The organism is Lysobacter olei (genome assembly GCF_054777355.1).
Genome location: NZ_BAAHAT010000007.1, coordinates 1 through 13406, shown reverse-complemented (window position 1 = coordinate 13406; position 13406 = coordinate 1). Strand labels below are relative to the sequence as shown.

Genomic DNA, 13406 nt, shown 5'->3' with positions numbered 1-13406 from the left:
GTGCTCGACAACCGCCAGCGCCGCCAGATCGAGATCCCGCTGGAAGCCGGCGAGGCCTTCGACCTGCTGGAAGCCGCGATCCGCGAATTGCCGCGCATCGAACACGTCGAAAGCGCCCGCGACAGCCTGCAGGTCACCGCCAAGGTCGGCCGTCCGCAGACCTACGGCCACCACCCGCTGGGCAAGTACAACCCGCTGCTGTGGTTTGGCATCCCGCGCAACCAGATCCTGGCCACGGTCACGCCCAACCCCGCGACGGGCAGCGTCACCCTGATCTGCGAACCGGAAACGCCGGCGTGGACCGACTGGTTCCTGGTCGATGACGGCACCAACTACGAGAACGCCGAAGCCATCGCCCGCGCCGTCAGCCGCCGCGTGGCCGAATACCGTCGCGGCGAGAAGGACGCCGTCGCGCAGACGCAGGTGGAAAAAGAACTCACCCAGGCCAAGCTCAGCCTGCTGCATGCGCAGGTGGAGCCGCACTTCCTCTACAACACGCTGGCCAGCGCGCAGCTGCTCACCCGCAGCGACCCCGAGCGCGCCGAGCAGATGCTCGGCCACCTGATCCAGTACCTGCGCCGCTCGCTGCCGCGCACCCAGGACACGCCGTCCACGCTGGGCGACGAACTGGAACGCGCGGTGGCCTACCTGGAAATCCTCAAGATCCGCATGGGCCACCGCCTCACCGTGCAGGTGGACGTGCCCGAGTCCCTGCGCGCCACGCCGATGCCCGCGATGATGCTGCAGACCCTGGTGGAGAACGCGATCAAGCACGGCCTGGAGCCGCGCACCGCCGGCGGCACCGTGTGGATCCGCGCGCGCGCCAACGACGACACCGTCGCCATCACCGTGGCCGATGACGGCAACGGTTTCAACACCACCACCGGCGGCACCGGCATCGGCCTCAAGAACGTGCGCGAACGCCTGCGCCTGATGTTCGGCGGCAACGCCTCGCTGGCGGTGGTGGCCAACTTCCCCGCCGGCGTGGCGGCCACGATCAGCGTGCCGGCCGCCCCGGGCACGGTGCACGCCAGCCACACCGCGCCCGTGTCCCCCGCTGCCGCGCCGCCCGCGTGGTGGGCCGAGGCCAACACGGCATCGCCCGCGCCTGCTCAGACTTCCCCTGCGGCTCCGCCCGTCATTACCCCGCCCGCCGCCGAGCCGCCCGCGGTCAGCAGCACCCCGCTGCACACGCCGACGGCCAACGACGCCGCTTCCACGCCCACGGCCCTCCCCGGCCACCCCGGCCCCGACGGAACCCACGGCCATGCATGACGCCCCCACCGCCATCGTGGCCGAGGACGAAACGCTGCTGCGCAACGCGCTGGTCGAGCTGCTGCACGTGACCTGGCCGCAGTTGCGCATCGTGGCCGAATGCGAAGACGGCGCCAGCGCGCTGGAGGCCATCGCCGAGCACACCCCCGACGTCGCCTTCCTCGACATCCGCATGCCCGGCCTGACCGGCATGGACGTCGCCGCCGCGGCCGCCGAGACCAGCCCGCGCACGCAGATCGTGTTCGCCACCGCGTACGACCAGTACGCCATCGACGCCTTCGAACGCGGCGCGGTCGACTACCTGCTCAAGCCCGTCACCGCCGAGCGCCTGGCTCACACCGTGCGCCGCCTGCAGACCCGCACCGGCAACAACGAGGCCGCGGCGCTGGCCGCGCTGCTCGCCCGCCTGGGGGCCGCGCCGCCGCAAGGCGCGCCCAGCACGCCGCCGCTGACCTGGCTCACCGCCAGCAACGGCCGCGAGACGCAGCTGATCCTGGTGGACGACGTGGCCTACTTCCGCGCCGACAACAAGTACACCACCGTGGTCACCGCCGACGGCGAAGCGCTGCTGCGCACGCCGATCAAGGACCTGCTCGGCATGCTCGACGCCACCCGCTTCAAGCAGATCCACCGTTCCACCATCGTCAACCTCACGGCCATCGCCGGCATCACCCGCGACGACAGCGGCCGCGGCACCGTGCGCCTCAAAGCGCGGCCCGAAACGTTGACCGTCAGTGCGCCGTACATGGCGCTGTTCAAGCACATGTGAGAAGTGCCCCCATGAACACCCTGCTCGCGTTGCTCTACCTGCTGTTGTCGATCTTCGGCGTCGACGCCCGCCGCGGCACCGAGGCCCTGTGCGAATACACCCTGCTGCCGGGCGTGTGCCAGATCACGCCCACCCTGCAACCGCCGCCCCATGAAAAAGCCCCGGCACCGGGCCGGGGCTTTGCCTTGCATTGACGCGCTGGCTTACAGCGAGTTGAGGATCACCGCCGAGATGATGCCGGTGGCGACGGACACCAGCACGTAGCGGTCGTCCATGCGGCGCCATTCGTGGTGGCGCGGCGGCGCATACAGGCCATAGCGGTAGTAGTCATTCACCACGTAGCCACGGTACTCCGGGTGCATGTGGTAACCGCGGCGGTAGGCCACGTAATGCGGGTGGCGGCGGTGCTTGTAGTGCCCCACCTTGCGACCGCGGTCGTGGCGGTGATGGCGGTGGTCACGGTCATCGTCGCGGTCGTAGCGATAGCGGTCATGGCGATCGTCATCACGGTCATAGCGGCCGTAACGGTCGTAACGGTCATCGCCGCGACGGTCATCATGGGCGCCGGCAGCGGCCACCCCGGACATCAGCATCGACAGGGCCAGGATCGAACCTAGGGTGCGCTTCATCGTGGAACTCCTTGTGGTGGCCACCCCGTGGTGGCGCGTGGGAGTCACGCTAGGGCGATGACGCTGAACAGGTGATGGCTCCGGCCGTCCCGTGAAAATTCCGTTCAGCGGCCAGTTGAATGCCACTATCTTGTCGGTAGTCCATCACACCGACTGCGTGGCCGCCGTCACCCATCACGCGACGCCCACCACCCCGCCCCTCGCGCAAGGACCTCGGCATGAACCTGATCTACGCCCACAGCTTTGCCAGCGCCCGCAACTTTGCCGAGCACAACGACTTCATGCCCGGCGACTGGAAGTGGATCCAGGACGCCGACGTCGTGCGCCAGCACGCACGCGCCGACATCTACAAAGTCGCCCATTGGGAGCACCACCCGCACCGCGACCACATCGATGAGGCCATCGAACGTGCGCGCGACTCGCATCGGTTGGGCACGGTGACCGAGGCCGATGAAGGTGGCGGCACGCTGGGCGTCTCGGGCGCCTAGCCATCGCGGGCGCGGTGCGGCCATTCGCACTGAGCGCCGTTGACGCCGTCTTCACGGGCCGAAAACCCCTGCGGGGCGAGGCTAGAGTGCTGGAGGAGTGCACCGTGCCAGGTTCGCAGACGCCCTACGCATTCGGCGACTTCCGCCTCGATCCGATCGGCCACGAGTTGCGCCGCAGCGGGGTACCGGTCGCGCTGGAGCCCAAGGCCTTCGACGTGCTGGGCGAACTGCTCGCGCACGCGGGCGCATTGCGCAGCCGCGACGAGTTGCTGGATGCCGTCTGGGGCCACCGCCACGTCACCCCCGGCGTGCTCAACCGCAGCATCGCGCAACTGCGCCGAGCGCTGGGCGATGACGCCGAGCACCCGCGCTACATCCAGACCGTGCATGCGCTGGGCTACCGCTTCATCGCGCCCGTGGAAGGCACGCCCGCCGACGCGCTTCCAGCGTCCGCGGCAGGAGTCCCGGTGGGCGTCGCGTCCACCGCCGGGGCCATGGCCGACGCCGCCTGCTGCCCGCCCGCGCGCGCGCAGGCCGGCGCGCCACCGGCCTCCGTCGCCATCCTGCCCTTCACCGACCTCAGCGAGGCCCGCGACCAGGATTACTTCTGCGACGGCCTGGCCGAGGAGATCATCAGCGGGCTGGCGCGCGTGCCCGGCCTGCAGGTGGCCTCGCGGACGTCGTCGTTCCGCTACCGCGACAGCGACACCGACGCGCGCGAGATCGGCCGCCAGCTCAACGTGGCCGCCATCATGGAAGGCAGCGTGCGCAAGGCCGGCGACCGCGTGCGCGTGACCGCACAACTGATCGACGCCGGCAACGGCTACCACCTGTGGTCAGAGAACTTCGACCGCCGGCTTGAAGACATCTTCGCCATCCAGGAGGAGATCGCGCGCAGCGTGGTGGCCGCGTTGCGGGTTTCGCTCACCACCCCGGCGGAGATCAACTTCACCCGGCACGCGCCGCACGACATGCGCGCGTACGACTACTACCTGCGCGGGCGCCAACTGGAAAGCCACACCACCAACGTGGCCTGGCACCTCGCGCCGCAGATGTTCCGGCGCGCCATCGCGCTGGACCCGGACTACGCGCAGGCGCACGCCGGCCTCGCCGATGCCTTGACCGAACTGCTGCTGTGGCGCCTGGCCAAACGTGAGGACGTGCTGGACGAAGCGCTTGCCGCCAGCCGCCGCGCGTTGGCGCTGGCGCCGGACCTGGCAGAATGCCAGGTGGCCCACGGCCACGTGCTGTCGCTGGCCGGCGAACATGACGCCGCAGTGGCTGCCTTCGAGCGCGCGATCGCCCTCGACCCCAAGTTGTACGAGGCCTACTACTACTTCGGCCGACACTGTTTCGCCACGGGCCACAGCGAACGCGCCATCGACCTGCTGGAAGCCGCGCACCGCGTGCGTCCGGACGAGTTCCAGGCGCTGGCGATCGCGGTCGGCGCCGCATTCGGCGCGGACCAGCCCGAGCGCGCGCGTCGGCTGGCGCGTGGGGTGCTCGACGTGACGCAGCGCCAGATCGAACTGCAGCCCGAAAACGTGCGCGCCTACTACTTCGCCGCGATCATGCAGCTGCACCTGGGCCAACCCGAGGCCGGCCGTCGCAGCATCGAGACCGCACTGGCGATGCGCCCCGACGACTACGGCACGCTGTACAACGCCGCGTGCTTCTACGCGCTGCTCGGCGAGACGGACACCGCGCTGGACCTGCTGGAACGCGCGATCAACACCGGCGAAGGCTTCCCCGAGTGGATCGAGCACGACGACGACCTCGCCAACCTGCGCCCCCTGTCGCGCTTCCGTGCGCTGATCGCGCGACTGGATCCTCCGCCGCTGCACTGACCGCAGGACTTTCGCCATGGGCATAACCAACACGCAGTCAGGCACCAACATCCACGAGATCGCAGCGGGCATCTACCGCATCAACACGCCGGTGGCGCTGCCAGGCGACCTCGGCGCGTTCTCGTTCAACCAGTACCTGATCGACGACGACGAACCGCTGCTGTTCCATGCCGGCCTGCGCCAGCTGTTCCCGTTGGTGCACGAGGCCGTCGCCAACGTGATCCCTCCCGCACGCGTGCGGCATGTCGCGTTCTCGCACGTGGAAGCAGACGAGTGCGGCGCGCTGAACGCGTGGCTGACCGCCGCGCCCCAGTCGGCGCCGCTGTGCGGTACGGTCGCGGCCATGGTGTCGATCAATGACCTGGCCGATCGCGCACCGCGCGCGCTGGCCGACGGGGAAACCCTCAGCCTCGGCGGTCACCGCGTGCGCTGGTTTGACGCCCCGCACCTGCCGCACGGCTGGGATTGCGGCTTCCTGATGGAAGAGACCACCGGCACGCTGCTGTGCGGCGACCTGTTCACCCAACCCGGCCGCGGTGAGTTGGCGTTGACCGAGGCCGATATCCTGGGCCCCAGCGAGGCGTTCCGCCAGCCAATGGATTACTTCGCGCACTGCCCGCAAACCGGCGCACTGCTGGAGAAATTGGCGCAGGCTCGACCGACCACCCTGGCGTGCATGCACGGCAGTGCGTGGCACGGCGATGGCGCGTTGCTGTTGCGAGCGTTGGCAAGCGCGCTGGCGAACTGACCCGACAGGGTGGGTGCAAGCTGGCGGTTACCGGGTTGGTGTCGCTGCACCCACACGCGCCATCCGGACTGGTCTCAGGCGTACCAAGGTTGGCCAGGACCGGTGCTATCCTCCGGCCGAGCCCATCCGGGCCACGCTGCCCAACCAATGCTCGCTGAAAGGACGTCGATGCGCGCGATCGCCATTATCCTGCTGCTCATTGCGTCCGCCACTGCGCTGGCCAAGCATGTGTACCCGCAACACCTGACACGCATCACCGACGGCGCACGCTACACCTTGACCGAGCCGTACGTGTTCAAGGAAAAGGCCGCCACCTTCACGCTGCGCGCGGGCGAATACGTGCAGCACTTCGAAGACAGCAAGGCTGCTTACCTGCTCGGCGGCGAGGGCTGCGCGGACATGAACGTGGTGCCGCCAAAGCAACCTGAACATGCTTACACCATGACGTTCAACTGCGGCATCTTCCTGCCCAAGGACGAACGCAAGGGCGCCGCGTTCTTCTTCGTCCGCGGCACGTCGCAGCAGACCCAGTCACTCGGGCTGATCATCAACGCCATCATCAAGGCCGGCGAAGGCAGCTTCGACTTCCCGACCTCGCGCCATGACGATGCCGCGCTGCGCGGGCGGCTCGTTCGCGCACAGCCCTGACCGGAATCCTGCCATGCGCGACACGCCCCACCGCATGAACGGCAAGCGCCAGCCCCTGCATGTACTGCTGCTGATGTTGGCAGCGCTGACGATGGCGACCGGCATGACCCGCGGCCCCAAGTCGTATCAGCCGCTGACCACACCTAGCCACTTCGAATTTGTCGAAGACGTGCTGGTGGCCAACAAGGTGTCGGCCGGACTGGCCAAGGGCCGCTACCAGGCCGTGTTCGAGGGCCCCGAGCACGTTTATTACCTGGGCGAACCGAAGGCGCTGATCATGCCCAACGGCGTGCGTGTCAACGGCGGCATCGCCCTGCCCAAGCCGGGTGCCACGGTGGGCTGCCACCTGTTCATCCAGATCGGCGACGACTCAAAGGCGGTGCGCGACGCCGGCATGGGCGTGGTCATCAGCGCGCTGGCGCGGATGGAAGCCGGTCGCATCCGCGAATTCAAGAAAGACTCGGCGTGCGGCGGGTTCATGCCGCACATCGCCGTGGTAGCGGAGTAAGCGTGAGGCACGCCAAGTCCCTGATGGTGGCCGCAGCCGTCGCGGGGGCTTGCATCGGCGGCTACCTGTATCGGTCAAGCACCGCTTCCACATCCCACATGACCGCCGCACACGCTGCGAGCAAACAAGCGAACGGCACCGACCACCCTTTGCCTCACGCTGTAACGTTGGATACCGCGCATTACCGCATCACGTCCACCGCAACCGCGGTGCAGACCGCCCGCACCGGGGAGGCTGCTGAACTGCTATTTCAGGCCTACGCCGCCTTCTTTCCCTCCGCCTCTGCACAAGTCAGACGCCCCACGCGCTTGAGCCTGGTGCTGTACCGCGACCAGCAGGAATTCAAGGCACACAACCGCAGCAAGCCGTGGGCGGAGGCCTATTACCTGGCCCCGAGCTGCCACGCCTACTACGCCGAAGGAAAACCCAACCCGGTGCACTGGATGCTGCACGAGGCCACGCACCAGCTCAGCCGCGAAGTGTCGGGTTTCCCCAAGGCGCTCTGGGTGGATGAAGGGCTGGCCACCTACTTTGGTGCCAGCCGCATCGAACATGGCGCTCTGCGACCCGGTCTAGCCGACCGAAACGCGTATCCACTGTGGTGGCTGCCGCAACTGGCGCTCAGTGGTGACCTGCAGCAGGACTTGCGTAGCGGCCGCTTGATTCCGCTGCGGGACGTGATCGCCGGCACTGGCCCGGACATCGGCGGCCACGTTAACACCTATTACCTCCAGTTCTGGAGCCTGACCCACTTCCTGTTCCACCACGATGGTGGCCGCCATGCCGCCGGTTATCGCAAGCTGATTGCCCGCGGCGGTTCGCTGACGGATTTCGAAGCTCTCATTGGCCCCGTCGAGCAGATACAGGGTGAGTGGTATCGCTACCTTCAGCATCTGCGCAGGTCGATGGTGGCGGGCGATATGCAACCCGCCGCACCGCACTGAGACATTGCGCCGGGATTCATACACCGGTGTTATCGTCGCGTCCCATGAAGCGACTGCTCCCCTTCCTGCTGTTGTTCGTGCTGTCCGAGGCCGCCGCGCAGGCACCGCCGGCCAAGGTCACGCGCGAAATCAACCAGCTGTTCACCGCATTGGAGCACTCCGGCTGCCAGTTCCAGCGCAATGGCGCGTGGCACGACGCGGCCGCCGCCAGCGCGCACCTGCGACGCAAGTACGATTACCTGCAGAAGAAAGGCGCGGTGACCTCCGCCGAGCGCTTCATCGAGCTGGCTGCGACCAAGAGCAGCATGACCGGCACGCCCTACCGCGTGCGCTGCAGCGGCGCGCCCACGGTGGAGAGCCGCACGTGGTTCAGCCGCACATTGACCGAACTGCGCGCACGCAAGGCCGCCACCACACCCTGACACTCCCACGCCTGACCTCGTGACTCCCGCGGCCGCGTTGAATGGACTGGCGGCCTCATCCCCCAAGGCCGCGTGGAGTGACAAGGATGAAACTGAACGTAGCGTGGGCCGCCCTGGCCCTTGCCGTCGCTGCCGTCACCATTGCCCCGGTGCACGCAGCACCAGCGGAATGCACGCCGGCCGCGGACTGCACCGTCTACAGGAATCGCGTGACGTTCCCGGCCAATGCGTTGCCCTACGGACCCGCGAGCGCGTTCGCGCTGAACATTCAGGGCCTCGACTGGGTGGGCCTGGGCGGCAGTCTCAGCCTCACGGTCCGGCGCCCGCTGGACTTCAAGGGCAACAAGGTCCGCCTGACCGTGGTCTACCAGGCCACCAGCGGCAACGACGGCACCAACGCCTTCGGGGTCACCGCCATCGGCTTCCGCCATGGCAACGCGTTCGAGACCTACGGCGGCACCCTGTCCAATGTGCTCGACATCCCGCCCAACGGCGACCAGCTGTGGGAGCAATCCGTGGTGCTGCAACCTGGCGAAGGCTGGGACCCCGCTGCACCGTGGTGGCACTTCCAGATCGGCCGCCAGGGCACCTACGACGACAACCTGCGGGTGATGGCCGTCACCCTGGAGTACTGAGCGATCAGACGTCCGCCGCCTTCGTGCGCCGAGGGCGGTTCAGCGCGGTGCGGGAGTGCCTACAGCCAGCGCGTCAGTCGCTGGTAAACGGCCGCGCACCCGAGCAACCCCAGATGGTGGGTGCCGTGCCCAACCCACCGCCGCGACGCCGGGATGCGCAGGTCGAACGCGGGGTCATCGTGCTGGCCGAAGGCACTCGCCACCGGCACCAGGCCGTCGCCGCGCAGCCGTCGCCCTTCTGCCTGCGCCGACACCTGCGTCGTCACCGCGATGGCATAAGCGCGCACCGGCTTGGGCAACGGCAGCGGCGTGCGCATGTCACTGTGCGCGGCGCCCTCGCGGCCCTGCCAATCACTGTCGCGCACGTTGCCGTGCCTCAGGTCCTGGATGCCCGCGCTGCGCACCTGCCCCAATCGCGCCAAGGGCGCACTGTAGGGGCTGAGGCCGATCAGCCGGTCGGCCCAACTGCCCGCACGCTCCAGCGGCGCGCCATGGTGGGGCGTCGCCAGGAACACCACGCGGATCGGCAACCCAGCCCACGCCAGGCCCTCGCCGAACGCGACATCCAGCGCACTGCGCGCGACCAGCCCGCCCATGCTGTGGCAAAGCAGGGTGATCTCCTCCACCGGCACCGGCCATTCCGCCACCAGCCGCGCCAGCAGGCCCGCGAACTCGCACCCGTTGGTGGAGACATGGCGGCCGGTGTTGTAGTGCAGATGCACCGCCGTGTAGCCGCGCTCACGCGCCAGCGCCTGCCCGTGGTCGTGGCCCGCGTACTGCCACTGCAGGTCGTTCATGCACAGCCCGTGCACCTGCACCAGCAGCCGTCCACCGGCCTGCGGGATGCGTGCAGCCAACGCCCGACGGTCGAGCGGCAAGGCCACCCCGTCGCGCCGCAGTTGCATGCGGATGGCCAACGGATTGCCGCTGGCTTCCAGATGGTCGCCCAGCACGCCGTTGAGCGCCGCGACCGCCGCCTCGCGCTGCGGCGAGAAGCCGCGTGCGCCCAGCACCGGCGCCAGCCCGGCCAGGGTCAGGTCCACGCCCTGCCCCGCGATGCGCGTGATGCCGCGCACGCTGCCATAGACCAGCCGCGTCAGCCCGCGCGTGCGCCCAGACGCCGGCCGCCCAAACACCCCCGGCCGCTGGCCGATGGTGGCGTGCATGGCCTCCACGACGTCGGTCATGCCGGTGACGCCGTCGATGGCCAGCCGGCCCAGGCCGCGCAGGTCGTGAGACCAGCGGGGTGGCGGTTTGGGGCTGAGATTGCGAGCGACCACGTGGGGAGTACCAAAAGCGATGCAGCGATGCTAGCGCGTGCATGGGCGACCGTTCTGCGAACCCGGTCCCTGCCGACGTGCGGTCGCGGTCCGGATGGCCGCCCACGACCACTCAGCCCAACGTGTAGGTCACCTTGGCCCCGGTTACGGTGATCAGCTTCCGGTCCTGCAGGCTCTGCACGATCGCGGCCACTGCCTTGTCGTCCATCGGCGGCTTGAACCACGACTTGATGGACGACTTCAGCGTGGCCAGCTTGGCCGGCTTGCTTGATTTCTTCAGGCGCGCGACCACTTCCTGCACGCGCTGGCCGCTGGTGGCGGCGGAAGGCGGAGCACCGTTGGCTTCGGGTAGCACGGTCACCGTTAGTTTCTTGGCGGCCTTCTTCGCCGGCGCCTTGGCGGCGGTCTTGGCCGCGGCCTTGGCGGGCGGCTTCGCTGCAGCGGTGGCCTTCTTGGCAGGGGTCGCAGCGGTCGCCCCGCCCGGGATCTCGGGCAGGCGGCGGCAAGTGATGCCCAGTCCCGCGAGGTGGCGCACCAACGGATCGAAGCCCCTGTCCTTGGAGATGATGTTGAACGTCGCGCCCGGCTCATCCGCGGCGAGCCGGCCGATGTAATACGCGATGTGGAAGTCCACCGCGTCCGGCCCGCTTCCTGTGATCTGGATGTACTGCGCGTCCGCGCCGAACGGCTGCAGCGCCTGCACAAGCTCCAGCATCAGCTTGTTCTGGTGCTGCCCCAGGAACACCTTGATTCGCGACTCGCCCGGCTTGAGCCGGTCCAGCGCCTTGGGCTGCACGTTCTCGAAGTCGATCAGGAAGTAGGGCTTGCTCACGGGGCGGCCTCGTGGCGGGTGGGTCGGCGCCGGCAACCTCGCCGGCGGGTTGGGAAAAATCCTACCTCACTGCTGCAATGCGGCTACGCCACTCCCCACCGGAGGCGCCGCTCTGCCAAACTCCCGCCGCTCCCTCGCCGACCCCGTCGGCACGGCGACACCCACCGACCGCACGGAACGCGGCGGAGCATGGACCGTCCGGACACACCCGGACTTGCTAATGGATGTAAGGAATAGCCAATGCAGAACGTTGTATCGATCACCTACACGCCCGACGAGCTGGCGCAAATGGACAGCGCCCTCGCCACCCTGCGCGGCCTGTTCGCGCGCATGGTCGCACTGACCCCGGAACAGCGGCGCGAGCTGTACAAGATGGGCGACAAGTCCGAGCCCTTCTGCCGGCAGACGCTGGCCGTGCTGACCGCCAACCCGCAGATCGTGCCGCCGAACCTGGGTCTGGCCGAGGCGCAGGCTGACCTCAGCGCCTTGGACGCCCTGCGCCCCCGCCTGCTGCAGCTGCAGCAGTTGGTGGAGCGCGCCGAGGACACCGAGACTGCGCTGGGCAGCGACATCCTCAGCGTGGCGTTGGAGGGGTACGGGCTGCTAAAGGTGTCGGGGAAGAATGAGGCGCTGAAGGGTGCGCGTGAGGCGCTGTCGGCCCGCTTTGCCAAGGCCCCACGCCGGGCGGAGCCGGTGCCGGCCGCGCAAGGTTGATGTAAGTGACTGATGCCGCTGAATTTTGGCGGCATTGAGGCACGGAGCCTGATGGATGAGCCGGGGCGGCTCGTCTGTCAGGCTTTTTTGCTGGTGAGTGAAGAGTTGTGGCTCATGCGTGAGCCGATTTGGCTCAACGGTGAGTCGTTTTGGCTCATGCGTGAGTGTTCTTGGCTCAACGGAGAGCCGAGCTGGGTAAAGCGTCAGTCGATTTCGATCGGCGACGAGTGTTTAAACGTGGTGATTGAGCCGCTTTGGCAGAACGACGAACAAAGCGCGCTCTGCGGTGAGACTTTTTCGAACAAGCGGCTGTGGCAAGACTACTGCCAAGGTAGCAGCGATATCCTGGGCGCAGCCTTAGGGGAGGTCTGCAATGCCCGTCGACGAGGGAGTAACCGGTCAAGCCTGGACGGACGCCGAAGTAGAGGCGACCGTTGCCACCTATTTCCAGATGCTGCGCATGCAGGAGATGGGGCAAAACCCGAACAAGAGCGAGCACAACCGTAGGCTACTTCAGCTGTTGCCCGCCCGGACCGTCCAGTCCATCGAATACAAACATCGCAACATCAGTGCGGTACTGCTCCTTTACGGTGCTCAGCCGCTGGCTGGGTACAAGCCGCTACAGAACTTCCAACGATCGCTGGTGGCGGCGGTAGGCCACGCGCTTGAACATGACCGCGTGCTGGATTCGGTTGCCATCCAGAGCGTGGAGACGCCGGCAGAGACACCTGTCCTTGAGAGCTTTGACGAGTTTCTGGTTGAGGCACCAAAAGGCAGCGCGCGCATCAAGGAAGACCAAGCGGAATGGCTGCGTCGCACGCCAATCCGCCGTGACTATCTTGAGCGAGAGGCCCGAAATCGATCGCTGGGACTCGCTGGCGAAGCGCTTGTGATGGAGTACGAGGCCCGGCGGCTGCATGAGATCGGGGCAAAGAAGCTTGCCGACCGTATTGAACATAGCTCAAAGGTGAAGGGCGACGGCTTGGGCTACGACATTCTTTCGTTTGATGGAGACGGGCGCGAGCGCTTTATTGAGGTCAAGACGACCGCCTATGTAGCCGAAACGCCTTTCTTCATCACGCCAAACGAGGTTGGGTTCTCGGAGCAGCAGTCAGGCCAATATCACCTGTATCGGTTGTTCTCGTTTCGACGCAAGCCACGGATGTTTACGCTCAATGGCTCGATTTCCATGCATTGCGCACTTGACCCGGTGAGCTACCGGGCCACGCTGCTTGGAGGGTAAGACGGAGATTCGGGGAGTCGGCCATGATGGTCTCGGCCTAGGGAAAGGTCATGGAACGCCTTGCAAACTTCTGCAGCCCTTCTGCCTAGGGCCGCTTCCGACCCAAAGCGGCCGGTCATGTTCCATATGGAAAAAGGGTCGCCTGGCAAAAAGGACCCCAATAGCCTGAGTAATGGATCCATCTATCTTTGCCGGAAGCCAGGCCCCTTCCAACCAGTCGCAAGGCAGCCGGTAAATCCTACGATCGACTATTGTCAACGCATATGCGGTGCGATCGCCGACTTGCCGTGATCCGATTACACATTCAGCCCTTTGTGCCAAACGTCCTGACCTGCCCCCGGTTTTCAGGGCCACCCTGACTTAAGTAGAGTCCGTTCCCAAGAAGAGGACGGACATGAAGAAGCGCTTCACCGACGAGCAGATC

Annotated in this window: 16 protein-coding genes; 13 read left to right on the top strand and 3 right to left on the bottom strand. The window is 67.1% G+C overall.

Going from position 1 to position 13406, the window contains the following annotated elements; all coding sequences use genetic code 11:
- The first annotated feature begins 375 nt into the window (after positions 1 to 375).
- Genes ACYVBS_RS11240 through ACYVBS_RS11230 form a run of 3 tightly spaced genes read left to right on the top strand, consistent with a single transcriptional unit; the run spans position 376 to position 2238 of the window.
- The gene (locus ACYVBS_RS11240; protein WP_460823900.1) at positions 376 to 1275 is read left to right on the top strand and encodes a sensor histidine kinase; all 900 of its coding nucleotides are present in this window, start codon (positions 376 to 378) and stop codon (positions 1273 to 1275) included.
- On the top strand, positions 1268 to 2044 hold the full coding sequence (locus ACYVBS_RS11235) for a LytR/AlgR family response regulator transcription factor (protein ID WP_460823708.1): 777 nt from the start codon (positions 1268 to 1270) through the stop codon (positions 2042 to 2044). Before ACYVBS_RS11240 ends, ACYVBS_RS11235 begins: the two co-directional genes overlap by 8 nt.
- 11 nt (positions 2045 to 2055) lie before the next feature.
- The gene (locus tag ACYVBS_RS11230; protein WP_460823707.1) at positions 2056 to 2238 is read left to right on the top strand and encodes a hypothetical protein; all 183 of its coding nucleotides are present in this window, start codon (positions 2056 to 2058) and stop codon (positions 2236 to 2238) included.
- Positions 2239 to 2247: 9 nt separating this feature from the next.
- On the opposite strand, the gene ACYVBS_RS11225 is transcribed toward ACYVBS_RS11230, so the two are convergent.
- Positions 2248 to 2673 carry an RcnB family protein gene (locus ACYVBS_RS11225; RefSeq protein WP_460823706.1) on the bottom strand — a complete coding sequence of 142 codons (426 nt, stop codon included), beginning with the start codon at positions 2671 to 2673 and terminating at the stop codon, positions 2248 to 2250.
- A gap of 218 nt (positions 2674 to 2891) precedes the next feature.
- On the opposite strand from ACYVBS_RS11225, the gene ACYVBS_RS11220 reads away from it, so the two are divergent.
- The 8 genes from ACYVBS_RS11220 (at position 2892) to ACYVBS_RS11185 (ending at position 8913) form a co-directional block, all read left to right on the top strand.
- Positions 2892 to 3161 carry a hypothetical protein gene (locus ACYVBS_RS11220; protein ID WP_460823704.1) on the top strand — a complete coding sequence of 90 codons (270 nt, stop codon included), beginning with the start codon at positions 2892 to 2894 and terminating at the stop codon, positions 3159 to 3161.
- 104 nt (positions 3162 to 3265) lie between these two features.
- Positions 3266 to 5008, top strand: coding sequence for a TPR end-of-group domain-containing protein (locus ACYVBS_RS11215; RefSeq protein WP_460823703.1), 1743 nt, complete (start codon positions 3266 to 3268; stop codon positions 5006 to 5008).
- A gap of 16 nt (positions 5009 to 5024) precedes the next feature.
- Entirely contained in the window at positions 5025 to 5756 is a 732-nt protein-coding gene (locus ACYVBS_RS11210; protein WP_460823701.1) for an oxygen-binding di-iron domain-containing protein, read from the top strand.
- A gap of 168 nt (positions 5757 to 5924) precedes the next feature.
- Positions 5925 to 6404, top strand: a complete 480-nt coding sequence (locus ACYVBS_RS11205; protein WP_460823700.1) for a hypothetical protein — start codon at positions 5925 to 5927, stop codon at positions 6402 to 6404.
- Between the two features lie 13 nt (positions 6405 to 6417).
- On the top strand, positions 6418 to 6912 hold the full coding sequence (locus ACYVBS_RS11200; RefSeq protein WP_460823698.1) for a hypothetical protein: 495 nt from the start codon (positions 6418 to 6420) through the stop codon (positions 6910 to 6912).
- A gap of 2 nt (positions 6913 to 6914) precedes the next feature.
- Positions 6915 to 7856: a DUF1570 domain-containing protein gene (locus ACYVBS_RS11195; protein ID WP_460823696.1), complete on the top strand. Its 942-nt coding sequence runs from the start codon at positions 6915 to 6917 to the stop codon at positions 7854 to 7856.
- A gap of 44 nt (positions 7857 to 7900) precedes the next feature.
- Entirely contained in the window at positions 7901 to 8278 is a 378-nt protein-coding gene (locus ACYVBS_RS11190; protein WP_460823695.1) for a YfeK family protein, read from the top strand.
- Between the two features lie 86 nt (positions 8279 to 8364).
- The gene (locus tag ACYVBS_RS11185; protein WP_460823694.1) at positions 8365 to 8913 is read left to right on the top strand and encodes a hypothetical protein; all 549 of its coding nucleotides are present in this window, start codon (positions 8365 to 8367) and stop codon (positions 8911 to 8913) included.
- A gap of 59 nt (positions 8914 to 8972) precedes the next feature.
- On the opposite strand, the gene ACYVBS_RS11180 is transcribed toward ACYVBS_RS11185, so the two are convergent.
- Together ACYVBS_RS11180 and ACYVBS_RS11175 are read right to left on the bottom strand one after the other, a co-directional pair.
- On the bottom strand, positions 8973 to 10193 hold the full coding sequence (locus ACYVBS_RS11180) for an esterase/lipase family protein (protein WP_460823693.1): 1221 nt from the start codon (positions 10191 to 10193) through the stop codon (positions 8973 to 8975).
- A 112-nt stretch (positions 10194 to 10305) separates the two neighbouring features.
- Entirely contained in the window at positions 10306 to 11025 is a 720-nt protein-coding gene (locus ACYVBS_RS11175; RefSeq protein ID WP_460823692.1) for a PIN domain-containing protein, read from the bottom strand.
- A 240-nt stretch (positions 11026 to 11265) separates the two neighbouring features.
- On the opposite strand from ACYVBS_RS11175, the gene ACYVBS_RS11170 reads away from it, so the two are divergent.
- Positions 11266 to 11739, top strand: coding sequence for a hypothetical protein (locus tag ACYVBS_RS11170; RefSeq protein ID WP_460823691.1), 474 nt, complete (start codon positions 11266 to 11268; stop codon positions 11737 to 11739).
- Positions 11740 to 12112: 373 nt separating this feature from the next.
- Entirely contained in the window at positions 12113 to 12982 is an 870-nt protein-coding gene (locus ACYVBS_RS11165; protein WP_460823690.1) for a protein NO VEIN domain-containing protein, read from the top strand.
- Positions 12983 to 13406: the final 424 nt, after the last annotated feature.

What these genes read in the sequence shown, in the direction of transcription:
- ACYVBS_RS11210 (WP_460823701.1), top strand. Translation starts at nt 5,025, where the DNA reads ATGGGCATAACCAACACGCAGTCAGGCACCAACATCCACGAGATCGCA.
- ACYVBS_RS11200 (WP_460823698.1), top strand. Translation starts at nt 6,418, where the DNA reads ATGCGCGACACGCCCCACCGCATGAACGGCAAGCGCCAGCCCCTGCAT.
- ACYVBS_RS11185 (WP_460823694.1), top strand. Translation starts at nt 8,365, where the DNA reads ATGAAACTGAACGTAGCGTGGGCCGCCCTGGCCCTTGCCGTCGCTGCC.
- ACYVBS_RS11230 (WP_460823707.1), top strand. Translation starts at nt 2,056, where the DNA reads ATGAACACCCTGCTCGCGTTGCTCTACCTGCTGTTGTCGATCTTCGGC.
- ACYVBS_RS11165 (WP_460823690.1), top strand. Translation starts at nt 12,113, where the DNA reads ATGCCCGTCGACGAGGGAGTAACCGGTCAAGCCTGGACGGACGCCGAA.
- ACYVBS_RS11205 (WP_460823700.1), top strand. Translation starts at nt 5,925, where the DNA reads ATGCGCGCGATCGCCATTATCCTGCTGCTCATTGCGTCCGCCACTGCG.
- ACYVBS_RS11225 (WP_460823706.1), bottom strand. Translation starts at nt 2,673, where the DNA reads ATGAAGCGCACCCTAGGTTCGATCCTGGCCCTGTCGATGCTGATGTCC.
- ACYVBS_RS11220 (WP_460823704.1), top strand. Translation starts at nt 2,892, where the DNA reads ATGAACCTGATCTACGCCCACAGCTTTGCCAGCGCCCGCAACTTTGCC.
- ACYVBS_RS11235 (WP_460823708.1), top strand. Translation starts at nt 1,268, where the DNA reads ATGCATGACGCCCCCACCGCCATCGTGGCCGAGGACGAAACGCTGCTG.
- ACYVBS_RS11190 (WP_460823695.1), top strand. Translation starts at nt 7,901, where the DNA reads ATGAAGCGACTGCTCCCCTTCCTGCTGTTGTTCGTGCTGTCCGAGGCC.
- ACYVBS_RS11170 (WP_460823691.1), top strand. Translation starts at nt 11,266, where the DNA reads ATGCAGAACGTTGTATCGATCACCTACACGCCCGACGAGCTGGCGCAA.